We start from the raw sequence: 26944 nt of genomic DNA, 5'->3' as shown, positions 1-26944 counted from the left end.
GTCGATGATTCGGCTGACCGCGATCACGAAGTCGTTTCCCGGGATCGTTGCCTGCGACTCGATTTCGCTCGACATCGCGCCCGGCCAGGTGCACTGCCTGCTCGGTGAGAACGGCGCGGGAAAGTCGACCCTGATTGGCATGTTGGCCGGACTGCAGCAGCCCGACGCGGGCACCATCGAGATTGACGGGTGCCCCGTTCAGCTCAGCTCGCCCGCGGTTTCGTTGGCGCACGGCATCGGCGTGGTCTATCAGCACTCCGCGCTGATTCCCTCGATGACCGTGCTCGAAAACCTGTTGCTCAGCGGCGGCGGTGGTGGCGGTGCCGGTGGCGGCGCTGGCGGTGGTGTTCGTGGCGGCGGTGGTGGCGGTGCCGGTGGCGGCGGGGGCTTCTGGCTTGACCGCTCCGGCGCGCGGGCCCGGCTCGTCGAGCTCGCGGGCCTGCTGGGGGCCGAGATCGACCCCGACATGGCCGCGGGCGATCTGGGCCTCGGGCAGCAGCAGCAGGTCGAGATCGCGCGGGCGATGTGGCACGGATCGCGGGTGCTCATTCTTGATGAGCCAACCTCCATGCTGACTCCGCGGGCGGTCGAGCACCTGTTCGCGAGCGTGAATCGCCTGAAGGCGCAGGGTCTGGCGGTGGTGTTCGTCACCCACAAGCTGCACGAGGCGCTCGCGGTGGGCGACGCGGTCACGGTGCTGCGCGTGGGCAGAGTTTTCGGGCGGATCGCGCCCGCCGAGATGCGATCGCTCGACCCGGGGCAGCTGAAGTCGCGCATCCTGGAAGCGATGTTCGGGGCGGATCCCTCGGGTGCAGTGGGTGCTGCGGGTGCTCCGGGTGCTGCGGGTGCTGCGGACTCCGAGAGGGATCCCGCGGCTCCCGCGGATCCCGGCGCGGATCTCGCCGGCGCGGATTCGCTCGAGTCACCGCGGATCGCGCGACGGCCGGAGTACAGCCCAGCCCCGGTCACCCTGCAGCTGCGCGGCATCACCACCCGGGCGCGATCGGGCGAGACACCGGTGACCGAGGCGAGTCTCGCGATCCACCAGGGAGAAATCGTGGGGGTCGCCGGCATCGACGGCCACGGGCAGGCGCACCTCGCGGAGGCGATCGCGGGCCAGCTCGCGCTCGCCGCCGGTAGCATCGTGCTCGACTCGCGCGACATTACGCGCCTCACGGTGAAGCAGCGGCAGCGCCTCGGCGTGCGCTATGTGACCGACGACCGGCTGCACGAGGGCATCGTCGGGTCGCTGAGCGTGGCGTTGAATCTCGTGCTGAAGCGGGTCGGGGAGCGACCGTTCTGGACGTGGGGGCGGATGAACGCGGCCGCGGTGCGGGATGAGGCGCGCGCGCGGATCGCCGAGTTTGACATTCGCACGCCCTCCGCAGAGACTCGGGCGGGGACGCTCTCGGGCGGCAATATTCAAAAGCTGCTGCTCGCGCGCGAGCTGAGCCACGACCCGCGCGCGGTGGTCTTTCACAAGCCCACCGCGGGGCTTGATCTGAAGTCTGTGCGGCAGGTGTGGGCCTCCATTCGGGAGTTTGCCCGCGGCGGGGGGGCGGCCCTCGTGATCTCCCCCGACCTCGACGAGCTGGTCGCGCTCGCGGATCGCATCGTGGTGATGTCTGGCGGTCGGCTCGTCGGCGAGGTGCCGTGTGGCGGGGATCGCGTGGTCGAGCGCGTGGGGGAGCTCATGGTCGGGCATCGGGCGGGTCACCTGTGAACCACTCACCGGCGAACCCGCCATTCCCGCAGCCCGCGGGCAAGCCGGCAGCCGAGTCGCGCAACCGCCTGAGCGGTCAGTTGAGCACGGGCCTGCAGGTGCTGATCCGCACCATTGCGCCGGTGCTGCTGGCGCTCGCCGCAGCGGGCGGCATCATCTGGGCGATGGGTGTCAACCCCCTGCAGTTCTACGGTGACATCATCGAGCTCGGCCTCGGCGGCACCGGCTGGCAGAAGAGTCTCACGCTGATGGCACCGCTGCTGCTCATTGCGCTCGGCCTCATCATCGCCTTCCGTGCTCAGCTCTGGAATCTGGGCTATGGCGGCACCTACCTGCTCGCGGCCGCGGTGGTGGCGGGTACAGCGCCGACCATCATGCAGGCGATGCCGTTTCTGCTCGGGGTGCTGCTGCTGCTCGCGATGGCGATCGCCGTCGGTGCGGCCATCGGCTTCCTCCCCGCATGGCTGAAGGCGAAGGTCGGCACGAACGAGATTGTGACGAGCCTCATGATGTCGTTCATCGCCATCGGGGCCGCGAACCTGCTCGTGAAGGGTCCGTTCCAAGACCCCGGGGTCACCGTGCCGCAGACGCGGGTGCTCGACCTTGGGCTAATGCTGCCGTTCATCCCGGGCACCCGCATTCACGTCGGCTTCGTCATCGCGCTCGTCATCGTGCTCGTGTTTCATGTCATCCTGACGCGCTCGGCGTTCGGACTGAAGATCGACGTGCTCGGCGCGAGCCCGAAGGCCGCGACGCACGCGGGCATCAACGTGAAGCGCCTGATCGTCGTCGTGTTCCTGCTCTCCTCGGGCATGATCGCGCTCGCGGGCGCGATCGACATGTTGGGCCTCTGGGGCTACATGCGCACGGGCTTCAACCCCACCTACGGCGACAAGATCCTGCCGTTCGTGTTCCTCGCGCGGCTGAACCCCCTCGGCTCGATCCCGCTCGTCGCCTTCTACGCGGTGCTCGCCACCGGCGGCACGATCGCCGCCCAGCAGGTGGGCCTGTCGGTCGACTTCCTGCTCATCATCGTGGCGCTGATCCTCTTCTTTATGACGCTGATCGAACTCATCGGCACGCGGCGCGACCTCGGCAAGAGCTACCTCCCGGCCGGTCTCTTCGCGGGGGCGAAGCGGGTGGGCGGCGCATCGTGATCCACCTGTTTTCTGAGGCCATGCTCACAGCGTTCGTGCTTGCGGCGCTCGCCAGCGCGATGCCGCTGCTGCTCGCGGCGATCGGCGAGACCGTCGGCGAGCAGTCGGGAGTGCTGAACCTCGGCGTCGAGGGGCTGCTGCTGGTCGGCGGGTACTTCGGTTTCGTCGCGACGCTCCTGACCGGCAGCTTCTGGCTCGGGTTTCTCGTCGGGGCGCTCGCGGGTGCCGCGCTTTCGGTGATCATGCTGGTGCTCTCGGTGCTGCTGGGGCTCAATCAGATCGTCGTGAGTCTCGGCATCACGCTCGCCGGCACCGGGCTTACCAGCGTGTTGTACGACTTCAGCTACGGCGATTCGAAGCCGCGGCTGGGGCTCGCAGCTCCATGGCGGATCCCCTTCCTCAGTGATCTCCCTGTGCTGGGGGAGAGCCTGTTTTCGCAGCCCGGCATCTTCGCCATCTCGCTGCTGCTCTTCGTGCTGATTTGGGTGTGGATCACGCGCACGACCGGGGGGCTGCGACTGCGTGCGGCTGGCCAAATGCCGGCGGCGCTCGACGCGGCGGGCGGAAACGTCACGCGGACGCGCGCGCTGGCGGTGCTGTGCGGCGGGGCTCTCGCGGGCCTCGGCGGGGCGTACCTCGCGCTGATTTCTGCGGGCACCTTCACCCCCGGCATGACGCACGGGCTCGGGTTTCTTGCCATCGTGGTGGCGATGCTCGGCCGCGGGCGGCTGCCGTGGGTGCTGCTGATCTCGCTGGGGTACGGGCTGCTCGTGGCGCTGGGCACGGTGCTGCAGCTGACGACGGTCAGTCTCCCGAACGACGTGATCACCATGCTGCCGTTCGTGGTGGTGATGGTGGTGCTGACGCTGTTCCCGCGGTCGTCGGCGCTGCCGCCTGCGCTCGCGACCCCCTACGTGCGCGGGGCTCGCTGAGCGCTGTCCGGGCCTCGGGTCGGTCACCGTGCCCCTTGCCGTCGTGCGCTGGGTGGACGGCCGCGCATGGTTCGGCGTCGCGGAACCCTGCGCCCCCGTCCACCCGAACTGGTGGAGTCGTCGCACCCGACCCAATCGAGTACTGGGTGGACGGTGGCGCATGGTTCGAAGCTGCCGAACTCTGCGCCAGCGTCCACCCGTCACCGGTCGTGGAGAGCCCGCGGAGCCTACTTGTAGACGACGTAGACCTTTGACAGGGGTTCGGTAACGTTCCAGGTGCCCGTCCACCCCTGTGGGAAGACCGCGAGGTCGCCCGCACCGATTTCCTGCGGTTCTTCGCCATCGCGGGTCACGGTCATCTTGCCACCGAGCACGTAGATGACCTCACCGCCCTCGTCGAACGACCAGCGCGAGAGCCCCGTGGCGGTCTCCCACGTGCCGGTGTGGAGGCTGCCGTTCTCGGTCGAGAAGAGGTTGAACGTCTTCGTCTCGATCACTGCGCCGAGCGGATCCGCCATGGGCTGCTGCAGCGGCTCGATCGCCTTCTGTGCGTCTTCGAGTGATGCAATGTGGCTGATGATTGCCATGTGTTACTCCTTCGTATGTTGGTGTTCTTCTGAGAATGTAACGGCTAGGGAATACAGAAGTGAGATGGACGAGCGCGCAGGGTTCATACCCGCTGAAGCGTGCGCCGTCGTCAACTCGCGGTCTTGGTGCGAGGTACGCGAGTGCGTGAGTGCGCGGGCAGCCCCTACTGCAGCACCTCGACGATCTCGACGGGCTCGATCCGCCGCCCCGTATAAAACGGGACCTCCTCGCGGGCGTGCCGGCGCGCGTCGACCGAACGCAGTGCACGCATCATGTCGACGAGGTCGGTCAGCTCGTCTGCCTCCATGGGCAGCAACCACTCGTAGTCGCCGAGCGCAAACGCCGAGACGGTATTGGCCACCACGCCGGTGAAGGCGGCACCGGCGCGCCCGTGCTCGGCGAGCATGCGACCTCGTTCGGCCGGGTCAAGCAGGTACCACTCGAGTGAGCGCACGAAGGGGTACACGGTCATCCACTGCTTCGGGTCAATGCCGCGCATGTAGCCGGGGGCGTGCGCCCGATTGAACTCTGCCTCGCGATGCACACCGACGGCGCCCCACACGCGAACAAGCGGCTTGAGCAGCGCGGTGCGCCGTAGCTGACGCAGCGCCCACTGCAGATCTTCTGCGGCCCCGCCGTGCAGCCACACCATCAGGTCGGCGTCGGCGCGCATGCCGCTCACGTCGTACCACCCGCGCAGGGTCACGTTCACGCCCTCGATTTCGCGCACCACGTCTTCTATCTCGCGCACGGCACCCTCGACGTCGCGCCCGTCGAAGACCTCGGGGTGCGACGAGCTCACGCGGAACACGGCGAACAGGGTATACGGCTGACCTGCACCGGGTAGTTCGACGCTGTCGGCCGCTGTCACCTCCGACGCGTGTGCGGCGTGCGCGGGGGCATCGGTCGTGGGGCTGGCGGGGGCTGAGGGTGTGTCCGTGTGACTCATACCCCTATGGTCTTGCGTCGAGGTGGATCAGCGCAACTCGGCACGGGACTTTCGTCTGGGCTCAACTGCACGAATGAGGCGCAGAGGCGCAGCCGTGTTACCGATTCCGCCGTCGTCGCCTGGGCATCGCCCGGCCCGAAGCCGAAAATTCGGGTGCGGGCGACCCGCCATAAACTGGGCGCATGACCGAGGCCAACCAGCAGCACCGCACCCCCACAACGGGCCCAGACTTCGCCGCCCTGCGCGCGGCGCTCGGCGAACGCCTCACCACCGACCCCGCGCTGATCGCGAACGTGGCGCGCGACAGTTCCCGCTACGAGCCCGAGGGGAGCCCGGCGGCGCTCGTCACCGCCCGCAGCACCGCCGACGTGCAGGCTGCGCTCGCCTGGGCGAACGAGCACGGGGTGCCGGTGTCGGTGCGGGGCGCGGGCACGGGCCTCGCGGGCGGCGCCGCGGGGTACGACGGCGGGCTGATCCTCTCGCTCGCCGAAATGAACCAGATCATCAGCATCGACCCAGCGGATCGCCTCGCCGACGTGCAGCCCGGCGTGATCACGGCGGTGCTCGACGACGCGGCTCGGCAGCACGGGCTCTTCTTCCCGCCAGACCCGGCGAGCGCCCGCACTTCGACGGTCGGGGGCAACATCGCGACGAACGCCGGCGGGCTCCGCTGCATCGCGCACGGGGTGACGCGCGACGCGGTGGCGGCCCTCGAGGTGGTGTTGGCGGATGGCACCGTGATCCACACGGGAGCGCGCACGCGGAAAAATGTGGTCGGGCTCGACCTGACCAGCCTGTTTGTGGGGTCTGAGGGCACGCTCGGCGTCATCACGAGAGCGACGGTGCGACTGAAGCCGGTGCCCGAGGGGCCGGTGCGCACGTTCCGCGCGAGCTTCGACGCGATTGGGGCGGCCGGCGCTGCGGTCACCGAGATCGTGGGCAGCGCAGTGCCGGTCGAAGTACTTGAGCTGCTCGATGCCGAGAGCGTGCGGCTGATCGAGCAGTACCAGCCGTCGGGGCTCCAGGTGCCGGGCGCTGCGGTGCTGATCGGGCAGTGCGTGGGTGAGGCGGCGGATCACGCGGCCCGACGGGTGGTCGAGATCTGCGCGCGGCACGGCGCCACCGAGGCGACCGACCTCGCCGACGAGTCGCTACTTGAGGCGAGACGCATCGCGAATCCAGCGTTGCGGGCGGCGGGGTTGCGAGTCTCGTGTGATGTTGGGGTGCCGGTGAGCCGGCTCGCCGAGATGTTTGCGGGAATCGAGCGCGTGGCCGAGCAGCACGGGCGGCGAGTGTCGGTGGTCGCGCACGCGGGAGATGGCAACCTGCACCCCACCGTGGAGGCGGCGGATACGCCCGAGGGCTACCGGGTGGCGGTAATCGTGCTCGACGACATCACCCGGCTCGCGCTGTCACTCGACGGCACCATCAGTGGCGAGCACGGTATCGGCGCGGTGAAGCGGCACGAGTTGCCGTGGCAACTTGACGCGGGCGCGCTCGCCGCCCAGCGCGCGATCAAGCTCGCGCTTGATCCGCGGGGCATTCTGACCCCCGGGCGCGCGATCTAGCGGCCGCACGGTCGCGTCAGCACTCAGGTCGGACATGTGGCTCTGGTCGGGTGGTTGGGGGTGGATCCATCCGCCCGGGGTCAGATCCCCGACGTGAGTTGCCGCGACCCGGGTCCAGCTACGCGAGTTACGTCGTCGTGAGCTCACTGGTGTCAGGAATGCTGACGAGCGCACCCTTGCAGCGACTGACCCCGCCGGAATTCAGACCCGTTCGGCGACCGAGCGGCGGCGGGCGATGTCTGCCAGAGTGTAACCGGCGAGCGGATTCAGGCCCAGCTTCTGTCGGGCAGCGGCGACCAGCAGGTGGCGCACGTGGCTTGCTCTCCCAGCCCGGAGACGATGGGTGCGCAGCGTGTATGCATCTGCAACCACCACGCGCGGCGCCCATACTGGCGCGCGGCGCCGGTTCGAGACGCCCGCGGTGAGGTGCAGGAAGGCCTGCGTGCTGCCGATCCCCGAGGCGATATCGACCCCGTTGGAGATCGACGGCAGAGACGCGGGCTCTGATCCGCCCTCACCCTGCACCGCCTGCAGCGACCGAAGATCGGAGTACGGAGGAATGTACGGGAGGCAACGAGAGAGATCGACGCCGGCCTCTGCGATCTCATCGAGTGGGGTGTCCGAGCGGAACCCCATGAAGCGTTCGAATGACCACGCGGAATTGGGTGCGAAGGAGGTGATCTGCGCCGCGAATCCGATGTTCATCACCAGCAGGTCGGGAATACCCTGTAACCGCGCCTGGCGTGCGATCAGCGATCCGATCTCGGGCTTCGTGAGCTCAGACTCATCCAGCACCAGCGATGCGCCGTGCATGAAGGGCTCGACGTTGTCGGGCGTGACCCCCGAGAGGAATACCTCGACCTTGACCTCGGGATTGATGTCGCGTACGCGGTCGACGAAGACCTCCGCCTTCTTGCGTCCGAACGTCGAGCTGGCAGCGCCTTCGACGCGATTCACGTTCTCAGGCTCGAATACCTCGGGGTCGGCGATGCTGAAACGCTGCACCCCCATGCGAGCGAGCTTCAGGCCCAGCTGAAACCCGTCGCCGCCGACGCCGGCGATCGCAACTCGCGCGTCGAGCAGCGCCTGCTGCTCGGCCTCGCTCCAGAACCCGTAGTTGCGCGAGAACTCGGGCGAGGAGATAGAGCGCGCCATCAGGCGATTCGCTCGCTCAGCGAACCGGTGGACACCCGATCGAAGAGCAACAACTCGGGTCCTCCTGCGAGGTACTGGTCAATGAACCCATCCTTCCGGGCGTTCATCAGCCTGGCTGAGGTGGGGATGTCGACCTCGACGGGGACGTTGTAATCCAGGTAGCGCTCGACGTAGCGAACCTCTCCGATGCGGGAGATCTTCACCGCGCCATTGAGGTGTCGTTCGAGCCAGGGCTCGATAATCGCGAACGTGCGCTGGACGTTGTGTTGGGTGATGTAGGCGAGCATCGCCGCGAACAGGTGCCACTGCAGGAGGTCTTGCAGCGCGGCATTCTCGTGGCGGGCGATCACGCGCGACATTTCCACGCAGCCCACGCTCAATGATTCCAGCGTAAATGCATCCGGGCAGAACTCTTCGATCGGGAGGTGGCTTCCCGGGTCCCTCCGAATGAGTCGTGCCACACCGACGACGCGGACGCCGGTGCGATGGTTCTCGAAGACGGCAAAGGTGACGGAGCGAGCATCGTAATCATCGCGGTCGGTGCCGTCTTCCTGCAGATCACTCTCGGAAAGTTGGCCGGTCTGGTCGACGTAGACTCTGCGGCGCAAGTCAAAGTGCGCCCGGTATTCGGCTTCGAGGCCAGGCAACGCCAGGCCGTTCACAGCGATGAGGCCACTGGCCAGACGCGCGTTGGGTTGCTCCGAGAAGACCGCGGACTCAATGACGGGAATCACTTCGTGATTCGAAACCGATCTGTTTATGTGTGTCACGCCAGGGTCTTTCTGGTGTCTGCGAAGCATCTCACAGAGAGCGTCTGAAGGTTTTGGTGATAGGACATGCAAGCCTTATTCCGGCTCAACACTATCGGGATCGCTCGCGATGAAGCGATGCTTCTTCGATAATTCGCCACTGCGCTGGTGCCCCGTTGGTACGATTAGGGATTAACACCGTTGTGAGGCTGACGCGCGTCAGCTGCGAGAGGGAATCGAGGTGGCCGGGTGCGAATCCAAATGGACCCTGAAGAAGTGCGCGGCAGGGTTCTCGATCGGGCCATTCAATATGTGGAGACGATCGGGCTTTCGTTAGGCATCAGCTCCGACCTAATCGAACAGCTCGCGAGTGACTCAGGGGTTTCGCTGAAGCAGTTCACTCAGGTGTGGCCTACCCCGGAGCTGTTTTTGACCGACCTGTTCTGCGAGCTTGCGCACCAAGCGCACGTCGATCGTGCCGACTCCGAGTCGCTCGTCACCACCTGGCAGTACCTGAGCATGCGGATCGACGACCTGCGTTCCTTCGAAGGGCGTCGCAACTTGATGGTCGACGTGATCCGCACCGTTGCCGAGTACAACTTCGATGTGGTTACCGCGTCGAGCAAGTGGCGCACCTACGCGGCGCTGTCGACCACCATTATGTCGTGGCCCGACGGCCCGAATCGTGCTCGAGTGCTCGATGCCCTGCGCGCGAGCGAGTTGGCGTTCGTCGAGACGATCGAGAGCTTCTACCGCAATATTCTCCTCACGATCGGGTACCGCCTGAAGGCGGAGTACAACGGCGACTACGGCCCGCTGGTGGTCGCGGCCGCATCGGTGATCGAGGGGCTGGGAATCGTACGATCGACCGTTCCCGCACTGGTCGAGGCGCACTTCGAGCGACCAACCGCGAGCGGAACCGAGGTGTGGTCGGTGGCGGCCACCGCCTTCATCGGGGTCGTCGACGCCTTCGTTGAACCAGATCCCGATTTTGAGCCGGAAGACGCGATCTTGCGGCTGAGTGCCGGTATCGATGTGTCCCCGCAATCGCAGTCTGAAGCCGACACCGTGGCCTAAACCGCGCGTCGCGGCCGACGTGCCGCCTGCGCACTGTTCGCAAACGGTGGATCGATCCACCCCTTACGTAACGACAGCCTGTGTGCCGTGGCGCTTGAGGCGGTCCATCGTGAGTGCAAACGAGAGTGGCCGACCGTAGTAGTAGCCTTGCGCGTTGCGCACTCCAAGCTCGGTCATGATGTCGACCATTTCGGGGTGTTCGATCCCCTCGACGACCATCTGGTGATTGAGGTTGGTGCCGAAGCCCTGAAGCGCCTTGATGAACTCGCGCTGCCGCGGATCGCCGAGGTCGTCGATGAGGCTGCGGTCAATCTTCAGGATGTCCATGGGGGAGCGGACCAGGGCCCCCACTGAGGAATCATCCGAGCCATAGTCGTCGAGCGCGATGATCACACCAGCCTGCTGCAGCTTCTCGGCATCGTGCCTGAGCCCGTCCGTGAGGCTGCGCATCGATCGTTCGTTCAGTTCGACACACAGCGACAGGTGGGGTCGGGCGCTGGCGGTCTCACGGATGAACGGCCCGAGTTCGTTGTCGCTGATCTGGTTCAGTTCGAGGTTGACCGTCATACACGTGATGCTCGGCTCGAGCTTCTGGAACTCGTCAGCCGCGGTGAGTGCCTTGGTGACGACCTGCATGGTGAGTTCATTCAGCAAACCCAGGCTCTTCGCGCGTGCGACCAGCGACGGTGGGGAGATCGGGCCCAGCTCGGGGTCGATGTAGCGCACGAGTGCTTCGAACGCCCAGATCTGGCCGTCGTCGATGCTGACGATCGGTTGGAATGCGAGCGACAACCGGTTGCTGCGGATCGCGCGTGCGACGATGTCGTTGGTGCGGGAGGAGCGGTGTGAGGAGATCCCGACGACGCTGCTGTCTCCCTTTTCTCCCTTGCGGCGCGAGCGCTTGACCTGCAGCATGGTGCGGTCGGCATCTTCGACGAGGGTCTGCGCGGAGAGTTCGCGGTGACTGGAGTAGGCAAGGCCGGCGCTGACTACCGGCACCATGTCGCTGCCCTCGAGCGTCAGCGGCTGGCTGATGGCCTCGATGATGCGGTCGGCATCTTCCTTTGCCTGCTCAAGAGACACCTTGCCGGTGAGAATCACCACAAACTCGTCACCACCGACCCGCGCGACGAAATCGCCACCGCCCGACGCGCTCTGCAGCCGTTCGGCAACCACGCGCAGGAGTTCGTCTCCGGCTGGGTGTCCGAACGTGTCGTTAAGATGTTTGAAGTTGTCGAGGTCGATGAAGAGCAGCCCTACCCCGTCGTGATACGGGCGATTCTCGTTCGCGTCGTCAAGCGCGAGCTGGAACGCGCCGTAATTGGGGAGGCCGGTCAGCGTGTCGGTGTTGGCGCGCCGCTCGAGCGAAATGACCTCATTCTGCGCGCGCGCCGCCTCGCTTGCCATGTTCGCGAGGGTGTTGATCGCGCGCGCGTCGTCACGACTGAAGGGCATGCCGTCGACTTTGCGCCCGACGACCAGATACTGCGTAGTGCCGGGTTCAAGGCTCACCTCGCTGCCAATTTCGCCGGGACCGGGGCCAGTGCTGCGCAATGTCACCTGGTTCGTCTGCACAATGGCCCGTGCGCGATCCTGCAGCGTGGCAGCGAGGCTTTCGCCGGTTACGTGCGGGAGCTCGATCGCTGCGTCGAGAATTCCCGTCAGGCGGCGCTCGGTTTCGGCATAGCGGATGCGCTGCCCGATGACGTAAAAAATTAGCGCGGCGAGCAACACGATAAACGAAGTGCGGCGCGCCCCGGCATCATGCTCGAGCCAGGGGATCACGGTGGTATCGAAGGCATGAATGAGTGTGGAAGATGCCGAAACTATGAGCACGACGACGCCAGCGCGTGGGAGGCTGAGCGTTGCGAGACCGAAGCCTCGGGCAGGCCGGTTGCGCACCCACTGGCGGGCGAATTCGCCGAGCAAGAAAATGGCGTAGAAGCCGATGGAAGCAAGAACGAAGCTGAACGGTCGCCACACACCGAGGACGCTCAGGCTACTCTCAATCGCGACGAAGGCGAACGCGGCGAGTGAGTTGAGTCCGGTCACATAGAACGCCTGCAGCACGTCGCGACGCAGAACCAGCTGCGAGACCAACAGGCCTATCGCCCAGATGCACACGCCAAAGAGCGGAGAGTGCTCAGTCGGGGGGATCGCGAGCATTGTGATGGCCATCCCGACGAGCGGGAAGCCGGGAGTACGGCCGACGTGCATCTGGAAGGATCCCGCGATGCTCACGGCCGCGATCAGCGTGAGCACCAGAGTCCAAGAATGCGGCGGCCAGGCGATCAGGCCGAAGATACCGTACCCGATTGTCGCAAGAGCAAAGGCGACGAAGGGCGCAGCAAATGCACTGTCCCTCTGCGTGGCCCCCATGCGTGTGAACACGTGCCCTTTCCCGGTTCTGTCGCTCTTCTGCGTGTCTGCGTAACAGCGACAGATTTTCGCGTTTTCGCAGTGTTCATCTTGGCATGGGCGTGCACTCGCTGTCGATATTATGAGAATGCTATGGAAGGCTCGTGGCTCGTGCGCTGCTTCGTTAGATTCAGTGGATCAGGTCGCCCGACACCCGCGTAGCATCGAGGTATGGAGGCGAACCAGCACGAACGCGAGCACAAGCCCGAGGGCGGGCAGGGCAACGGCGCTGAGTCGGCCTCGGACCACGCGGTGCAGCCTGAGCCACTTCCTGTGTTCGGCGGAGCGACGCTGAGCGCAGACTTCGTAGAGGCGCTGCCCGAGCTCGCTCTCGAGTGGCGGGCGGCAGAGGTGCCGGATCCACATGTGCTGGTGTTGAACGACGACCTCGCGCGCGAACTGCAGCTCGACCCAGGCGACCTCCGCAGCGAGAGCGGTGCCCAGTTTCTCGTGGGCCGCGCGCTCGCCGCGGGCAGTCGCCCCGCCGCGCAGCTCTACGCGGGCCACCAGTTCGGCGGCTACTCGCCGCTGCTCGGCGACGGGCGTGCCCTGCTGCTGGGCGAGATCCACCATCTAGACGGCACCCTGCGCGACCTGCACCTGAAGGGATCTGGCCGCACGCCGCCCGCGCGGGGCGACGGGCTTGCCGCGGTCGGCCCGATGCTGCGCGAGTATCTGGTGAGTGAGGCGATGCACGCGCTGGGTATCCCGACCACGCGGGCGCTCGCCGTGACTGCCACCGGCCGTCGGGTATTGCGCGACGACTTCCTCCACGACAACCTGCTGCCGGGGGCCGTGCTGACGCGGGTCGCCGCGAGCCACCTTCGGGTGGGCACGTTTCAGTACGCACGGGCGACGCGCAATGCGGATCTGCTGCGGCGCCTGGTGCGCTTCGCGATCCACCGCCACGCACCGCACCTTGAACTCAGCGAGACGCCAGCCCTCGATCTGCTGCGCGAGGTGGTGCGGCGGCAGGCCGAGCTGGTCGCGTCGTGGACGCTCGTCGGGTTCGTGCACGGGGTAATGAACACCGACAACATGACGATTTCGGGCGAGACCATCGACTACGGGCCGTGCGCGTTCATCGACGCCTATGACCCAGGAGCGGTGTTCAGCTCGATCGATCACGAGGGTCGGTACGCCTTCGCGAACCAGCGGGCGGTCGCGAAGTGGAACCTCGCGCGGTTCGCCGAGTCGCTGCTGCCGCTGCTGATTGCAGAGTGTGAATCGGCCGCGGCTGCTGGCGGGGTGGCGGCCCCGGGCAGTACTGAGCCCGACTCCGCCCCCGATGCCGAAGCTCAGGACGCGGCGATCGCGGCGGCATCCGAGGCCCTCGAGGAGTTCGACGCCATCTTCGATGCGGCGTGGGTCGCGGGAATGCGCGCGAAGCTCGGGCTTGTTGATGCCGCAGCGAGTGGTCTGGTGGTTGCCGAATTGGCGCGCGATCTGCTGAAGCATATGCGCGACACCGACGCCGACTACACGGGCAGCTTCCGCGCGCTCGCGAGGATTGCAGCTGGCGGGAATACCGGAAGCGGGCGGGCGTCAACGGCATTCCCAGAGCAGTGGATCGCGCGCTGGCTGGCGCTCGGACCAGATGCGGCAGCGATGAACCGGGTGAACCCCATCTACATCCCGCGCAACCACCTGCTCGATGCGGCGCTTGAGGCGGCAACCGACGGCGACCTCGCCCCCTTCACCGCGCTGCTGGAGCACGTGACGCACCCCTACGACGAGCGACCGGGTGATGCCGAATACGCGAGCCCCGCCCCGCCCGGTGCCGGCCCCTTCGTCACCTACTGCGGCACGTAGGCCCCGCTTCCCTTGCCCCGGAGATCCGCACGATCCAGAACCTAAAACGCGAATTCCATCCGAAGTTGTGGGAATCTCCGAGTTAGCGGTGGGTTAGGTCTGCCCAGGCGCCGAGGAGTGCGGTGGGCACACAGAAATGCGGTGGGCCCCAGAGGACCCACCGCACCGTCGCATGCGCCGCTAGACCGCTTCCTTTACCACCACGTCATCCTTAATGCGCAGACGCTCACCCAGGAACCCACCGAGGGCGGTCAGCAGTGAGATCGCGGCGAAGATGATGACGCCCGGCAGCGAGCTCGGCACGTCTTGCTGCGCGATCATCCAGGTGCCGATGAAGGGCAAGAAGCCAGAGAGCGCACCGGCAATGTTGTAGCCCAGCGAGACGCCGCTGTAGCGCATGTTCGCGGGGAACAACTCGGTGAGCAGCGCGCCGGTCACCGCGTAGGTGATCGTGAGGAGACCGATGCCGCTTGCGACAGCGAGGGTGATTGCCCATGCCGAGCCCATGTCGATGAGCCAGAACAGGGGGAAGGCTGCCGCGGCGCTGAGCAGCCCGCCGACGAGGGTGACACGGCCGGGGCCGATTTTCTCGGCCACGCGGCCGAAGATGAGGATCACGACGATCTGTACCACAGCAGCAACGAGGGTGGCGTTCACCGCGATCTGGCGGTCGACACCGAGCGTGTTGGTGGTGTAGCTCACCACGAAGGTGTTCATGACGTAGAACCCACCGACACCGAGCAGTGCCGCCATGATGGCGACGACGAGACGGCCGAAGGCCTTACGGAACACGAGGAGCGCGGGGACTTTCGTGGTTTCGCCGGATTCGAGCAACTCGCGGAAGACAGGGGATTCTTCGACCTTCAGGCGGATCCACAGCGCGACACCGAGCATCGGGAACGCGGCGAGGAATGGCAGGCGCCAGCCCCACGCGTCGAACGACTCGGGTGGCAGCATGATCACAAGGGCGAACGCACCCGACGAGAGCAGCGTGCCGACGGGTGAGCCGACCTGCACGAGCGCCGCGTAGCGGGCGCGCTTCTCGGCCGGGGCGTGCTCGATCGCGATGGTGGTCGCGCCGCCCCATTCGCCACCGACGGCGAGCCCCTGCAGCAGGCGCAGAATAGCGAGGAAGATCGGTGCCATGAGGCCGATGTCCATGAATGTCGGCAGCAGGCCGATGAGGCCGGTCGCCACACCGATCGCCACGATGGTGATCAGGAGCGTTGGGCGGCGGCCGATGCGGTCGCCGAGGATTCCGAAGAAGAACGCACCGATGGGCCGTGCAGCGAACCCAACGCCGAAGGTCGCGAGCGAGGCGAGCAGCGCTGCGGTCGGGTTCAGATCGGTGAAGAAGAGGCGGTTGAACACGAGCGCGGCGGCGGTGCCGAACAGGAAGTAGTCGTACCACTCCAGGGCTGTGCCCACGAAGGCTGCGCGAGCGATGCGCCCAACATCCTTCGGGCTCACTTGCACCGCGGCGGATGCTTCGGTGTTGGCGTTACTCACTGTTTCTCCTTTGAATCTGGGACGTGTGCGCTGCAATTCCGCTGCTGTGGCCAGGTGGCTGTGGCTGCGTATTCGTGCGGTTTCTGCAATATTTGCATTCAGATGCGCCATCGCCAATAGGAATGTGACCTTCGCGCGGCCGCTATTTTTCGACAAATGCACAATGGTGGATCGGCGCGAGCGTCACCGCCCGCAGCGCAGCTGCCCGATCCGCGACCCCGGTGAGCCTCGAACCCGTCGCAGCGGGGCGGCAGTCGTCAGCCGTTGCGCGGCGCCTGCCTAGAGTGTCGCTGTGGCGTTGCGAGCCTCCGCGGTGTCGGCACCGCTCAAGAGTACGAGCGCGAGCGCGGCCTGCGACGGCACGGTGATGTCGAGCCCTGTGTGGGTCTGAAACAGTCTGAACCGGTTGATCACCGTGTTGCGGTGGCAGTCGACCACGTGCGCGGTGACCTTTACTGATCCGGATTCGAGGTAGGCGCGCACCGTGCGCAGCAGGCGTTCCTGCTCGTCTTCGCCAAGCTGGGAGAGGGACTCGAGGATCGAGCTGAAGTGACCAGGCAACAGTGTTTCCAGGTAGTTTGCGGCGCCGAACACCCAGAGGTCTTCGACGTAGGTGAGCGCATGCAGTGGCGGGGCGCTTGCGTGCAGGTCGATGAGCGCACGGGCAGCCCCCGGCACCCGGTCCAGGCCGTCGACGGCGTCGACATAGACGGATGGCACGGGCGCGAATTCTTTGGGCCAGGTCGACAGAGGGGCATTGTGCGGGCGAAACAGCATCAGCCAGCCTCGGTACATGTAGGCGAAGACGTTGGGCTTCGCGAGCCATGGGTCGACCTTGCTGCCGCGAACCTCTGAGGAATCGCCGGGCAGCATCAACATTTCGAAGCGCTCCTTGGGGCCGACCCCGATGCCGGCGGCGACGGCATCGAGCAGCGCGGGAGTCAGGCTTTGCGCATTGAAGAGCTTCGACAGGTGCTGCTCGGTCACGAGCCGCGAGTCGCGCTGCAGGATCGCGACTTCGCGCAGAAACGCCTGCTGCACATCTGCCACATAGGCGTCGACCACCGCGATGAGCTGTTCGACGTGGCGCACGAGCACATCGGTGCGGTCGGGATGCGCGATGTCGAGCAGGATCTGCCACATGATGCGCAGGTCGAGCCGGATAGCCTGCATGAGCCGCTCGAGGGGCACCCCTTGCCGGGCCCTGCGACGCCCGAGCGGCTCGGCAGAATCTGCGCGAGTGATCTGGCCGGTGCGCAGACGATCGATGAACATGAGCACCGTTTCTTCGGCGGCGCGCTCGAGATCGCCGGGGGGAACGCTCTCGGGGTCGTAGAGGGCCTGCTCCCGCAGCTCCGCGAGAAAGCGATCGACGAATTCTGGCGCACGAAGCTGCATCTCGTCGAGCAGCGTGAGCCATGCCGTGTCTGGCGAGCCAGCCGTCTTCGCGTCAGGTGATGCACCTGTCGAGGCATCAATCGGAGTGGTCGCCGGGGTGTCGGTCATGGCCCCAGTCTGCTCCTAGATGGGCATCTGCACAACACCGTGCTTTGCCGAGTGGCGATCTGGCGATTGCACGGTCGTGGTTGCCGGAGTTTGATGGGAAGGCAGACCCAGCAGCGAAGGAGCACGCATGCGTATCGACCTCATCATCGAACGGGGACGCATCTGGACGGGCGACCCGGCGCGCCCGCGCGCGAGCAAGATCGGCGTGTGGAACGGCCTCATCGTCGGCCTCGACGAACAGCTCGATGGCGTGACCGCCGAGGTGACGCTCGACGCGCAGGGTGCCTTCATCGCTCCGGGCTTCAACGACGTGCACGCGCACACGGTGTGGTTCGGGCAGACGCTGCTCGAACTCGACCTGTCGGGCACCGACACGGGCGAGGAACTGCTGCGCCGCATCGGCGACTACGCTCGCGACGTGCCGGCGGGTGCCTGGGTGATCGGCTCGAACTTCAACCCGCTCGGCATCGGTACCGCGTTGCCCACACGCGACGCGCTCGACGCCGCGACCGGCGGTCGACCCCTGTGGCTCAAGCACTCATCGGGTCACGCATATACCCTCAACGGCATAGGTCTTGCAGAGGTCGGCATCGCCGACTACCCGACCGAGCAGGTCGAGGGCGGGCGGATCGCGACCGATGCGCACGGCCGATCCACCGGGCTGATCGAAGAGAACGCCCAACAGCTGGTGCAGCGGCACTTGCTGCCCGACTCGCGCGCCGACATCGTGCACGCGCTGCACGTCGCCACGCAGCAGTACGTGCGCGAGGGGCTGACCTCGGTCACCGACGCGGGCATCGCGGGCGGGTGGATCGGGCATAGCCCCCAAGAGCTCGGCGCCTATCAGCAGGCGCGCGAGCAGGGAAAAATCTTCACCCGAATGCAGCCCATGATCACTATCGATGCCCTGCACGCGGTTGCTGGACACGCGAGCGATCCGACCGTGGCCACGCTCGATGCGGGCATGCGCACCGGTCTGGGTGATGAGTGGTTGCAGGTGGGGCCCGTGAAGGTGTTCACCGACGGCTCGCTGCTCGGATCCACCGCGGCGATGACCGAAGACTATGCCGCGTGCCCCGGCAATCACGGCTACCTGCTCGGCGACCCGGGGGAGGTGCGCGAGAAGGTGCTGCACGCGGCCGCCGCGGGCTGGTCGCTCGCACTGCACGCGATCGGCGACCGGGCCGTCGACTTCGCGATCGATACCATCGTCGAAGCGCAGAGCCGGTTCGGCAGGCCCCGCATTCCGAACCGAATCGAGCACGGGGGAGTGGTGCGCGATGATCAGATCGTGCAGCTTGCGGCGCACGGCATCGTGCTGGTGCCGCAGCCCTTCTTTATTCCGACCTTCGGCGACGGCATGGCCGCGAAACTCGGCCCTGAGCGCACGCACCTGTCGTATCCGGCGGCGCGAGTGCTGAACGCGGGGGCGGTGCTGCCCGGCAGCTCCGACCGGCCAGTCGCCCCGGGCGCACCGCTCGCGGTCATGCAGGCGTTCGTCGAGCGCCTCACTGAGACCGGCAAGCCCTACGGGCCGAGCGAGCGGATCACCGCCGAGCAGGCGCTGCGCGCCTACACTCGCGGATCGGCCGAGGCCACCGGGTGGGCGCACCGTAAGGGTGTGCTCGCGCCGGGCATGCTCGCCGATCTCGTGGTGCTCGGCGAAGACCTCACCGAGGTGCCGAGCGACCGCATCGCGCAGATCGAGGTCGTCGCAACCCTCGTCGGCGGGCAGCTGCGCCACGGCGGCCTGGATTCGCTTACGCACTAGGCAGTCGCACATATCAAGCGCCGCAAGCGCGATCCGCACGAACCCGATCCACTGAGCAAGAACCAGAGGTGTCACGATGACCGAGAACATGACCACCCCCGCGGCAGACCAGAACGCCACCACCGGCACAGAGTTCCTGCGGGATTTCGCCGAGATGTCGAGTTTCGGCGCGACCGAGCGTGGCGGCGTGCACCGCGAGGCGGCAACCGAAGCCGACCACCAGACTCGCGCCTGGTTCGCGGCGTGGCTCGAACGCAACGGTTTCGAGGTCACTCGTGACGAGGTGGGCAACCAGTTCGGCCTCCTCACATTCGTGCCCGGGGCGCCCTACGTGCTTGTCGGCTCGCACCTCGACTCGCAGCCGATGGCTGGGCGCTTCGACGGGGCGTACGGCGTGCTCGCTGCCGCGCACGCCGCCCGCGACGCCCGCGCCCGGACCGAACGAGGCGAGATCGCGCCGGCGTTCAACCTCGCGGTGGTGAATTGGTTCAATGAAGAAGGCAGCCGTTTCACGCCCAGCATGATGGGTTCGTCGGTGTTCACCGGCAAGATGCGTGCTGCAGATGCACTTTCCACAGTGGATCGCGCCGGCATCTCCGTCTCCGACGCCCTGGCGCAGGGCGAGGTCGGGCGCCTGGCCGAGGCCCCCACGGCAGCACGGTATGCCGAGATCCACATCGAACAGGGGCGAAGCCTCGAAAACGGTGGCCACACTATCGGCCTGGTCGATCGCACCTGGGCCGCGAGCAAGTACCGCATCGTGGTGCACGGCGAACAGGGACACACGGGGTCGACGGTCATGGCCGACCGCAAAGATGCGCTGTTCGGGGCTGCGCTGCTCATCGTTGCCGCGCGCGAACTCACCGAGGCATTTGACGAGGGGCTGCTGCATTCCTCGGTGGCAGAGCTGTCGCTCGAACCGAATTCGCCGGTGACCCTCGCGCGCGAGGTCGTGATGAATCTGGATCTGCGCTCACCTGACGAAGGTGTGCTGCAGCGGGCAAACGAGATCCTCGTGGAGAAGATTACCGAAATCGAGACGCGGGCGCGTGTGACCATCGAGCGCGAACTCACTCATCAGTGGGGGCTCTCGCCCTACCAGTCGGCGGGAGTGGAGTTGGCGCGCGCGTCGGCGATCGATCTGGGGCTGTCACACACCGAGATCATGACAGTCGCGGGGCACGACTCGACGAACATGAAAGACATCGTGCCGACCGTGATGCTCTTCATTCCGAGCATCGAGGGCATCTCGCACAACGAGCTCGAGAACTCGAGTGACGCCGACAGCGTTGCGGGCGTGGTGATGCTCTCGGAGGTGGTGGCCCGCCTGGTGCGCGGCGACCTCGCGGGTTGAGGCGGCAGAGGCACCTGCCTGCCGCCTGCCTGACTGCCTGCTGCCTGCCGCCGCTGCTGCCGCCCCGTGCCTCGGAGATCCGCACAATCCAGGACCCAAACCGCGACTTCCGTTCGAGATTGTGCAGATCTCCGAGCCTGCAGCAGTGCCCGCCACGCTCCTCCCCGCGCGAGCGGGCCCACCGGCGCTACCGTATGACGACGGCCCCGCTCTCCATCATGAACTCGGACACGATTGTTCCGTCGGCCTTCGCGTACACAACATAGAGGGGGTCTACGCCCTCATTGGCGAGGGTCCAGCCGCCGGCGAAGCCGTTCGGCAGGCCGACGGTGGTCGGCCCGAGCGTCACACAGGTGGCCGGGTCGTAGTAGTAGTCGTATAGGGTGTCGCCGCTGCTGTTCAGGAAGCGGAAGTCGACCGCTGCCCCCGCAGCCTGTGCTGGCGTGCAGTTCGTCGCCGTCGGTACCACGAGGTTCGCAGGGGCGGCTGGTGCGGGCTCGATCACCGCGGAAGGGCCGGGTGGATCGCACGCCGCACCGAGTCCTGCGTGGCGGCACGGGGTCGCGGCCATGTCGGCCGGCCCGGAATCGGTGGCGATCTGGAATGCGTCGAGCACCGTGCCGGCGGGCTGGATCACCTGGACTTCGGCCGGGTCGAAGTCGGGCCAGCTTTCGCCCGCGACCGCGCTGACACCGGCGCCGTCGGCGTGATCCGCCTGCGTCAGTGGGTCGCCCGAAATCGTGCGCACGCGCGGCACCCCGTAGCGGTCGACCAGCACGCCCGAGCCCGTCTGCAGCACCGCCTGGGTGGGTTGCGCTGCCCCGTCGACGAACGCGTGGTGCGTGACCCAGGTGTCGTTCGAGAGTGCGACATAGCTGAGTTGCCTGAGATAGCCCTCGAGATCGGCAACCGTGAGCGGCTGCCCCCAACCCAGCTCCGGGTCGCTGTTCAGGGCGGTGACGAACGCTTCGGCGCGTGCCGGGTCGGCGGTCAGGCCGGCGAGCAGTGATGGGGCATCTCCGGCTACATAGGTGGATCCGAGCGGCAGGGCGAAGAGGCTGTCGGTGTCGCCGAGCATCTCGGTGACCGGTACCGGGTCGGCAGCGGGGATGGCGGATCCGCTCGCGTCGAGGGCGAGTGTCGATGCGGGCGTCGTGGCCCACGGCGTGGCGGTAAATGCGTTCGACCCGATCGCTGCGGCGGGAGCCAGCGCGACGTCGATGACCTGGGTTGCCGAGGCAGCCGGCGCTTCATCTGCGACCGTGGCGGTGTTCATGCTTGCGAGCGAGAAGCCGGAGAGCAGCGCCCACGCGATAGCCCCCCAGGTGGCGACCAGAAGCACGCTCAGCGTGATGAGCAGTGCGACCAGCCCGGTGTTCTTCCTGGCCGAAGGGGCAGGCGCCGATGCCGGTACTGGTGTCGGAGCATAGGCAGGGGCACTCGCGGGTGCAGCCGGTGCCGGAAGCCCGGGCGGGGTGCCCTCGTGAAAGTTGCCGTGCTGGTCGTACCATCCGGCCGGAGCCGGAGCCGGAGCCGGAGCGGGCGCAGGCGCGGCCTGCGGGGTGGGTGGCGGCCCCTCGTGGAAGTTGCCCTGCTGGTCGTACCAGCCCTGCGCGCTCACTGGATGCTCCAGGCGTCGCCGCCGTTGACCTTGGTGGCAACTGGGCCGGTTCCGTTGACCCCTTCGAAGGCGGCCCATTGCCCACCCGGGAAACCAAACAGCTCAGCGCTCGTGCCTTGCTTGATGCTCCCGACGTATTGCATGGTGCAGCTGTCGATGGTGCCGCCGTAGGCAGGGTCGTCGCCCGGCTGCGCCTGCCACGTGAGTACCGTGTTCCAGATGTCGACCTCGACCGGGCTCGTGTTGTTCGCTGGGAACTTAACGTCGCCGGGTACGGTCGTGATCACGTTCCCGACAACTCCGGCACACAGGTCCGTGCTCGGGGTGGGCGGCGTCGGCTTCACGAACCAACCGTCAGGAAGCGCCCCGGTCGGCGTCGGGGCGGGGCTCGGTGTCGGTGCGGGCGTGGCCGCAGGCGATGTGTTGCTTGCAGGGGCGAGCTGCAGCGTGCTGCCCGGGTTATTAAGGTTTGCGACGGTGAGCGCGGTCACCGGCTTCGCAGGCGGCGTGAGGTTCGTCACATTGCCGGGGCTAAAGCCCACCCACGGCGTGCCGACGAAGGTGGTCGACGCGGCGGTTCCCTGCGGCAGGGTGAGCGGATTGCCGCAGTAGCACTGCAGGCGGGGCACGCCCCACATATCGACGAGCACCGCGGTGCCGGCCTGCAAGACCGACTGGTAGGGCACGGGCTTCTGGTTCACGAAGTCGTGGTTGGTGACGAGGGTGTCGCTCATCAAGACCACGGCCACAAGAGTGTTCACATAGTCGGGAATCTCTGCGACGGTGAGCGTGCCGTTCTTCCACGATAGCTTCGGGTCGGCATTGAGCGCATCGACCCAGGCCTGTGCCTGAGCCGGCTTCTGCTTCATGAAGGCGACGAACTTCTGCGCGTCGCAGAGCTGGTGGTCGCCTGATCCACCGTAGATTGCCACGTCAGTGGCATTGGTGGTCTGTGAGTTGAGGGCGCCGGTGGGCACCACGCCCGTGTCGTCAACGGGGGTTGCCAGAGCAGGGTCTGGAGCCCCAGCGAAAGGGTCTTCGGCGAAGGGGCTGCTGGTGATGTAGCCGGCGGGCTGCAGCATGACTTCAGTTGTGGTCGGCTTGAGGAGGATCCACCCCAGCCCGCCAAGCGAAGCGAGCAGCACGGCACCGACGGTGATGGTGCTGATGATGAGCGCTTTGGGTTTTTTCGCGCGAGGGGGTTGCGCCGGCGCAGGGGCTGTGAAAGTCACGTATGAGGGTCCGTTCGCTCAGGAAAGTGGTGCACGTCAGAAAAGCGGGGCCCGCAGCAAGAAATCGACCTAGCTGTAGAGCCGTGCCCCCTGCGCGAAAATACTTGGTTGCTCGACGATTCTGTTTGGAAACCAAAGTAAAACTCAGTCTACTTTCGAAAAGTTAGCAAAAAGGGCGTGCGTATGGCAAGTGCGAACGGCGGTTGTGCGAGCGCACTACCCCGAGATTCGCCCCTCAATTAGTTCGGTCAGTCGCGAGGCCATATCGCGCAGCGCGATGACATCGGCTTCGGGCATGTCAAGGTGCTCGACAATTGCACAGTGGATCTGCTCCGCCGCTGCGCGCAGTTTCTCGCCCGCAGTGGTGAGGTGTACCACCACGCGGCGCCCATCGCGCTCGGGCCGAGATCGCGTCACGTATCCGTTGGTTTCGAGGCGCGTCAGGAGGGGGGAGAGCGTGCCCGAATCGAGGTGTAGTTCGGTGCCGAGTTCGCTCACGGTGAGCCCGTCGTTTTCCCAGAGCGCAAGCATCACGAGGTACTGCGGAAAAGTCAGTTTCGTCTCGGCGAGTGCGTCGCGGTAGGCGGTGGCGGTGGCGCGAGCGGCCGTGTAGAGCGCGAAGCACAGTTGGTTTCGCAGGTGCAGGTCAGCCGTTTCCATTCAATTAGTATTGTGCACAATTCAATTGCGCGCAATACTTAGAGGCATGCTTGAGCAACCGATCCCGCCCAAACCCGCGCCACTCGACGAGCCAGAAGCCCGTGCCCGCGAGGCTTCGCGCGGGGGTGGATCAGGCGGCGTAGTCCGCACCATCGCCCGAGCTCTGCTCGGTGTCTCGCTCCTGTTCGCTGGAATCGGTCACCTCACCGCTCTGCGCGCGGAGTTTCAGGCGCAGGTGCCGACCTGGTTGCCGCTCGATCCCGACTTCGTGGTGGTGGCATCGGGGGTCGTCGAGATTCTCCTCGGGGCCGCACTGCTCTTCGCGCCGCGGGTCGCCCGCCCCATCGTCGGGCTGATCGTCGCGGCGTTCTTTGTCGCAATTTTCCCCGGCAACGTCTCGCAGTACATCGAGGGAGTCGACGCGTTTGGTCTCAGTACAGATGCGGCCCGGCTCGGCCGCCTGTTCTTCCAGCCGGTGCTCGTGGTCTGGGCGCTGTGGTCGACGGGTGCGTGGCGCTGGCTGCGATCGGGCAGATTCTCCCGCTCGCGGTAGGCTGCCGCACACCGCACACCGCACACCGCACACCACGCGCCGAACCCCGAACACCGAACCTCGCAGACATCTACAACCTCGGAGGCCACGCATGCACGATGTCATCGTCACCTACAGTTCCATTCCCGATCGCGCCGCATATTCCGCGTATTACCGCGGCACGCACGCGCCTTTGGTGCGCGCCATGCCCGAGCTCGAGGAGTTCGCCTGGGGCTTCGTTTCCGATGCGGGCGAAGACGACCCGAAACTCATCGCGCGATTGACCTTCCCTTCGCGCGACGCGGCGGATCGGTCATTCGCCTCGGATGCGGGCCTTGCCACGGTCAATGACGTGGCGAACTTCGCGACCGAGGGCGTCGCCGTGGTGCACGTGCCGCGGGAGCAGTAACGACACCCACGGGCTGAGCGGGTCTGCTCGCCGCGCCCACTCTGCTGGTGCGCCCCGCGGGCTCTGCTGGTGCGCAGCGCTTGTGAGCACCGCTGGCACGCTGACCCCGGTCGGAGAGTTGACTCTAGCGGTCGGGTCAGATGTGGTGGATCGACCCGACCCTACTCATATCCCCGACCCCAGTGGTGCGGGCAAGGCGCAGGGCGAGGGGCGACACGCGTTAGAACGCCGGCCGCCTACAGCCCGCCGCACACGCCTAACGCCGGGCGACGATCCGCTCGTTGTAGTGCTTGATTTCTGCGATTGCCGCCTCGCGCGTGGAAAGTCCGATGTGACCGAACGCTTCATCCACGTGTTCCAGAATTCCCCGAGAAGTCTCGGTGACAATCGCAAGCACGCGATCCGTGTCGAGGCCGGTGTCGTCTGCGAACTGCTTCCAGCGGCTGGTGTCAAGCCTCACGAGTTGTTCCTCGTCCCCGATAGACATCGAGAGCGCCTGCGCATACTGAGGGTAAAACCCCATGGGCACCACGTCATACAGCGGTGACAACCCGACTGACCCGTCGGGGGCGTGCAAGAACGAGTAGTTCTTCCCGTGCGCATCTGCGTTCTTCACACCGGTGTTGAACGCGAGTTGCTGCACGAAGTCATACGCGACTTCGCCAGCCCCGCGCGAACGCAGGAGTTCAACGATTTCGTCTGCACCGAGGTGGTATTTGAAACCGACTTCCTTCCCGTGAGCTTGCACGGCATCTTCAGCGTGGAGCCTCACGGGAAGACCGGATTCATCAACCACCCGGTCGAACCTCTGCGTCATGAAAGAGGTGTGACCGTTGAACTCGGCTACCTCGGCGACCGCGACAGTGACTCCTGCGAGCCCCGCAAGGCGCAGTGCGGCAGTTTCAAGGTGCTCGAGACCTGGATGTGCCGGTGATTCGGGCTTCAGGATGTGCGTTGAGGGTGTGCCGGCATCAGGCCAGAACCATTCACCGTCGACATTCGCGAGAGCGAACTTTGCTTGCACACCTGCGAGCGAGAAGCGGATCGGCCAGTCGCCTGCGATGAGGCCCCCCGTGGGGATCCCTGTCGCCTTGATGGTCTGAATGCGGCCCGAGATCGCGTTGGTCCTCGCGATGAGGGGTGGATCAATCCATTCACTGGGGGACTCTCCCTCAGGCATGAGCTGTATCGCACCAGCGACGTCACCGCCGACGTGCCGAAGAAGCTCGAAATCATCAGCGGATCGGGCACCTGTCTGGGTGCGCAGCAGTTCCTTCGCCGCCTCCGTTTCGGGAAGCAGGTTCGACAAGAAGTTCCTGGCAGCGCTCTTCTCATGTGGCCTGTCGCGGGGGAGGCTCAGTGACACCACCTGCTCGTCGCCGCCAGATTGCGGGGAATTGCCATAGACGAATTCGACAGTCGCGAGGTAGCGGCGCTCAAATCGACCGATGTGCCGACCGTTCAGGAAGCACTCCAAGACTTCCGTGGCTACGTCAGTGCTCACCGCGGCACCGCCCCCGGCCGGAGCCCTGCAGCGCGAAGGATCCGCGCAGTCCGGCCGTAGTTTTTCAGGCGACCTCGGCTTAACAACTGCTTCACGTCTTCCGTGGTGGCACCCGCACGCTCAGCGAGCGTATCTGCACGGAGTTGATTCACTTGCATGGCATCACGCAGACGTTTCTTCAACAGCTTGGGATCCGTAAGATCATCCGAGTCAACCTCGGCCAGCACGAGCTTCAGGTAGTCGTCTCGACCAAGTTGTGCCGCCCGCAGAATTGCGCGTTGATGGGCCCGGTCAGCCCGCTCAGGGGTGCGCCCGGCCCACTGCGCAAGCAGCGCTGCCGGATGTTCTGAAGCGCGGAGCCCGCGGAGACGTTCCGCAGCGCGTTGTTTTCGGACCCCTGTCACGGAGTCCAGATTCATATCTGCGATCACGGTGAGCAAATCGTTGAGGGACTGTGCCGACAACGGTCTGTGCGTGAACCGAGGGGGCGACGCCTCCGTATCGATCTCCCAGGCTCGCCCGGTTCGCCGAGCGGCAATCTTCCCTGCCCGAGCGAGTTCGCGGGCACGTTGCTGGGAGATTCCCTCCGACTCGGCGTACTCAGCAATCGTCAACGTCATAACACAATGCTTTCGCAGCGCGTCACGAAAGTCAAGTGTTATGTGCTTGGTTTGCCTCTCAGCACCGGCTGGGGTACCCCCCTCAGAACCGGCTGAGG

General features: G+C 66.1%; 22 protein-coding genes. 10 read left to right on the top strand and 12 right to left on the bottom strand.

What is annotated here, in order from left to right; genetic code table 11:
* The first annotated feature begins 4 nt into the window (after window positions 1-4).
* Genes ACTNFK_RS10910 through ACTNFK_RS10900 form a run of 3 tightly spaced genes read left to right on the top strand, consistent with a single transcriptional unit; the run spans window position 5 to window position 3812 of the window.
* Window positions 5-1723 (top strand): ABC transporter ATP-binding protein, encoded by a 1719-nt coding sequence (locus ACTNFK_RS10910; protein WP_435936849.1) that lies wholly within the window; start codon window positions 5-7, stop codon window positions 1721-1723.
* Window positions 1720-2880, top strand: a complete 1161-nt coding sequence (locus tag ACTNFK_RS10905) for a putative B6 ABC transporter permease subunit 2 (RefSeq protein WP_435936848.1) — start codon at window positions 1720-1722, stop codon at window positions 2878-2880. Before ACTNFK_RS10910 ends, ACTNFK_RS10905 begins: the two co-directional genes overlap by 4 nt.
* Window positions 2877-3812: an ABC transporter permease gene (locus ACTNFK_RS10900; RefSeq protein ID WP_435936847.1), complete on the top strand. Its 936-nt coding sequence runs from the start codon at window positions 2877-2879 to the stop codon at window positions 3810-3812. Before ACTNFK_RS10905 ends, ACTNFK_RS10900 begins: the two co-directional genes overlap by 4 nt.
* 227 nt (window positions 3813-4039) lie before the next feature.
* Here the strand turns inward: ACTNFK_RS10900 and ACTNFK_RS10895 are convergent, their stop codons facing one another.
* Both ACTNFK_RS10895 and hemQ read right to left on the bottom strand, forming a co-directional pair.
* The gene (locus ACTNFK_RS10895) at window positions 4040-4399 is read right to left on the bottom strand and encodes a cupin domain-containing protein (RefSeq protein WP_435909940.1); all 360 of its coding nucleotides are present in this window, start codon (window positions 4397-4399) and stop codon (window positions 4040-4042) included.
* Window positions 4400-4563: 164 nt separating this feature from the next.
* A complete protein-coding gene (gene hemQ, locus ACTNFK_RS10890; RefSeq protein WP_435936846.1) occupies window positions 4564-5349 on the bottom strand; it encodes a hydrogen peroxide-dependent heme synthase in 786 nt (261 codons plus the stop codon).
* 182 nt (window positions 5350-5531) lie between these two features.
* On the opposite strand from hemQ, the gene ACTNFK_RS10885 reads away from it, so the two are divergent.
* Window positions 5532-6917, top strand: coding sequence for an FAD-binding oxidoreductase (locus ACTNFK_RS10885; protein WP_435936845.1), 1386 nt, complete (start codon window positions 5532-5534; stop codon window positions 6915-6917).
* A gap of 201 nt (window positions 6918-7118) precedes the next feature.
* Here ACTNFK_RS10885 and ACTNFK_RS10880 read toward each other — a convergent pair whose 3' ends face one another.
* Window positions 7119-8072 carry a ThiF family adenylyltransferase gene (locus tag ACTNFK_RS10880; RefSeq protein WP_435936844.1) on the bottom strand — a complete coding sequence of 318 codons (954 nt, stop codon included), beginning with the start codon at window positions 8070-8072 and terminating at the stop codon, window positions 7119-7121.
* The gene (locus ACTNFK_RS10875; protein WP_435936843.1) at window positions 8072-8806 is read right to left on the bottom strand and encodes a GNAT family N-acyltransferase; all 735 of its coding nucleotides are present in this window, start codon (window positions 8804-8806) and stop codon (window positions 8072-8074) included. Before ACTNFK_RS10875 ends, ACTNFK_RS10880 begins: the two co-directional genes overlap by 1 nt.
* A 276-nt stretch (window positions 8807-9082) precedes the next feature.
* On the opposite strand from ACTNFK_RS10875, the gene ACTNFK_RS10870 reads away from it, so the two are divergent.
* On the top strand, window positions 9083-9898 hold the full coding sequence (locus ACTNFK_RS10870) for a hypothetical protein (RefSeq protein ID WP_435936842.1): 816 nt from the start codon (window positions 9083-9085) through the stop codon (window positions 9896-9898).
* A 63-nt stretch (window positions 9899-9961) separates the two neighbouring features.
* On the opposite strand, the gene ACTNFK_RS10865 is transcribed toward ACTNFK_RS10870, so the two are convergent.
* The gene (locus ACTNFK_RS10865) at window positions 9962-12289 is read right to left on the bottom strand and encodes a putative bifunctional diguanylate cyclase/phosphodiesterase (protein ID WP_435936841.1); all 2328 of its coding nucleotides are present in this window, start codon (window positions 12287-12289) and stop codon (window positions 9962-9964) included.
* Between the two features lie 198 nt (window positions 12290-12487).
* On the opposite strand from ACTNFK_RS10865, the gene ACTNFK_RS10860 reads away from it, so the two are divergent.
* Window positions 12488-14128 (top strand): protein adenylyltransferase SelO, encoded by a 1641-nt coding sequence (locus tag ACTNFK_RS10860; RefSeq protein WP_435936840.1) that lies wholly within the window; start codon window positions 12488-12490, stop codon window positions 14126-14128.
* Window positions 14129-14308: 180 nt separating this feature from the next.
* On the opposite strand, the gene ACTNFK_RS10855 is transcribed toward ACTNFK_RS10860, so the two are convergent.
* Entirely contained in the window at window positions 14309-15637 is a 1329-nt protein-coding gene (locus ACTNFK_RS10855; RefSeq protein WP_435936839.1) for an MFS transporter, read from the bottom strand.
* A 279-nt stretch (window positions 15638-15916) separates the two neighbouring features.
* Window positions 15917-17143: an RsbRD N-terminal domain-containing protein gene (locus ACTNFK_RS10850; RefSeq protein WP_435936838.1), complete on the bottom strand. Its 1227-nt coding sequence runs from the start codon at window positions 17141-17143 to the stop codon at window positions 15917-15919.
* 127 nt (window positions 17144-17270) lie between these two features.
* On the opposite strand from ACTNFK_RS10850, the gene ACTNFK_RS10845 reads away from it, so the two are divergent.
* Window positions 17271-18914 (top strand): amidohydrolase, encoded by a 1644-nt coding sequence (locus ACTNFK_RS10845; protein WP_435936837.1) that lies wholly within the window; start codon window positions 17271-17273, stop codon window positions 18912-18914.
* A gap of 76 nt (window positions 18915-18990) precedes the next feature.
* Window positions 18991-20268, top strand: a complete 1278-nt coding sequence (locus tag ACTNFK_RS10840) for a M20 family metallo-hydrolase (RefSeq protein WP_435936836.1) — start codon at window positions 18991-18993, stop codon at window positions 20266-20268.
* Window positions 20269-20455: 187 nt separating this feature from the next.
* Here ACTNFK_RS10840 and ACTNFK_RS10835 read toward each other — a convergent pair whose 3' ends face one another.
* The 3 genes from ACTNFK_RS10835 to ACTNFK_RS10825 all read right to left on the bottom strand — a co-directional run bounded on the left by ACTNFK_RS10835 (window position 20456) and on the right by ACTNFK_RS10825 (window position 23781).
* Complete coding sequence (locus tag ACTNFK_RS10835) at window positions 20456-21889, bottom strand: DUF6777 domain-containing protein (protein WP_435936835.1); 1434 nt, start codon at window positions 21887-21889, stop codon at window positions 20456-20458.
* A complete protein-coding gene (locus ACTNFK_RS10830; RefSeq protein ID WP_435936834.1) occupies window positions 21886-23121 on the bottom strand; it encodes a DUF6777 domain-containing protein in 1236 nt (411 codons plus the stop codon). Before ACTNFK_RS10830 ends, ACTNFK_RS10835 begins: the two co-directional genes overlap by 4 nt.
* Window positions 23122-23337: 216 nt before the next feature.
* Window positions 23338-23781, bottom strand: a complete 444-nt coding sequence (locus ACTNFK_RS10825; RefSeq protein WP_435936833.1) for a MarR family winged helix-turn-helix transcriptional regulator — start codon at window positions 23779-23781, stop codon at window positions 23338-23340.
* A 46-nt stretch (window positions 23782-23827) separates the two neighbouring features.
* On the opposite strand from ACTNFK_RS10825, the gene ACTNFK_RS10820 reads away from it, so the two are divergent.
* Together ACTNFK_RS10820 and ACTNFK_RS10815 are read left to right on the top strand one after the other, a co-directional pair.
* Entirely contained in the window at window positions 23828-24334 is a 507-nt protein-coding gene (locus ACTNFK_RS10820) for a DoxX family protein (RefSeq protein ID WP_435936832.1), read from the top strand.
* A 91-nt stretch (window positions 24335-24425) separates the two neighbouring features.
* Window positions 24426-24722, top strand: a complete 297-nt coding sequence (locus ACTNFK_RS10815; RefSeq protein WP_435936831.1) for an EthD family reductase — start codon at window positions 24426-24428, stop codon at window positions 24720-24722.
* Between the two features lie 256 nt (window positions 24723-24978).
* Here the strand turns inward: ACTNFK_RS10815 and ACTNFK_RS10810 are convergent, their stop codons facing one another.
* Both ACTNFK_RS10810 and ACTNFK_RS10805 read right to left on the bottom strand, forming a co-directional pair.
* A complete protein-coding gene (locus tag ACTNFK_RS10810) occupies window positions 24979-26226 on the bottom strand; it encodes a HipA domain-containing protein (RefSeq protein ID WP_435936830.1) in 1248 nt (415 codons plus the stop codon).
* Window positions 26223-26846, bottom strand: a complete 624-nt coding sequence (locus ACTNFK_RS10805) for a hypothetical protein (protein WP_435936829.1) — start codon at window positions 26844-26846, stop codon at window positions 26223-26225. The genes ACTNFK_RS10810 and ACTNFK_RS10805 overlap by 4 nt, the downstream gene beginning before the upstream one ends.
* Between the last annotated feature and the right edge of the window lie 98 nt (window positions 26847-26944).

The organism is Leucobacter fengyongliangi, assembly GCF_052386045.1.
This window is presented reverse-complemented; position numbering and strand designations above follow the sequence as displayed.

What these genes read in the sequence shown, in the direction of transcription:
- ACTNFK_RS10825 (WP_435936833.1), bottom strand. Translation starts at nt 23,781, where the DNA reads ATGGAAACGGCTGACCTGCACCTGCGAAACCAACTGTGCTTCGCGCTC.
- ACTNFK_RS10910 (WP_435936849.1), top strand. Translation starts at nt 5, where the DNA reads ATGATTCGGCTGACCGCGATCACGAAGTCGTTTCCCGGGATCGTTGCC.
- ACTNFK_RS10860 (WP_435936840.1), top strand. Translation starts at nt 12,488, where the DNA reads ATGGAGGCGAACCAGCACGAACGCGAGCACAAGCCCGAGGGCGGGCAG.
- ACTNFK_RS10885 (WP_435936845.1), top strand. Translation starts at nt 5,532, where the DNA reads ATGACCGAGGCCAACCAGCAGCACCGCACCCCCACAACGGGCCCAGAC.
- ACTNFK_RS10850 (WP_435936838.1), bottom strand. Translation starts at nt 17,143, where the DNA reads ATGACCGACACCCCGGCGACCACTCCGATTGATGCCTCGACAGGTGCA.
- ACTNFK_RS10870 (WP_435936842.1), top strand. Translation starts at nt 9,083, where the DNA reads ATGGACCCTGAAGAAGTGCGCGGCAGGGTTCTCGATCGGGCCATTCAA.
- ACTNFK_RS10880 (WP_435936844.1), bottom strand. Translation starts at nt 8,072, where the DNA reads ATGGCGCGCTCTATCTCCTCGCCCGAGTTCTCGCGCAACTACGGGTTC.
- ACTNFK_RS10845 (WP_435936837.1), top strand. Translation starts at nt 17,271, where the DNA reads ATGCGTATCGACCTCATCATCGAACGGGGACGCATCTGGACGGGCGAC.
- ACTNFK_RS10805 (WP_435936829.1), bottom strand. Translation starts at nt 26,846, where the DNA reads ATGACGTTGACGATTGCTGAGTACGCCGAGTCGGAGGGAATCTCCCAG.
- ACTNFK_RS10840 (WP_435936836.1), top strand. Translation starts at nt 18,991, where the DNA reads ATGACCGAGAACATGACCACCCCCGCGGCAGACCAGAACGCCACCACC.
- ACTNFK_RS10895 (WP_435909940.1), bottom strand. Translation starts at nt 4,399, where the DNA reads ATGGCAATCATCAGCCACATTGCATCACTCGAAGACGCACAGAAGGCG.
- ACTNFK_RS10815 (WP_435936831.1), top strand. Translation starts at nt 24,426, where the DNA reads ATGCACGATGTCATCGTCACCTACAGTTCCATTCCCGATCGCGCCGCA.
- hemQ (WP_435936846.1), bottom strand. Translation starts at nt 5,349, where the DNA reads ATGAGTCACACGGACACACCCTCAGCCCCCGCCAGCCCCACGACCGAT.
- ACTNFK_RS10820 (WP_435936832.1), top strand. Translation starts at nt 23,828, where the DNA reads ATGCTTGAGCAACCGATCCCGCCCAAACCCGCGCCACTCGACGAGCCA.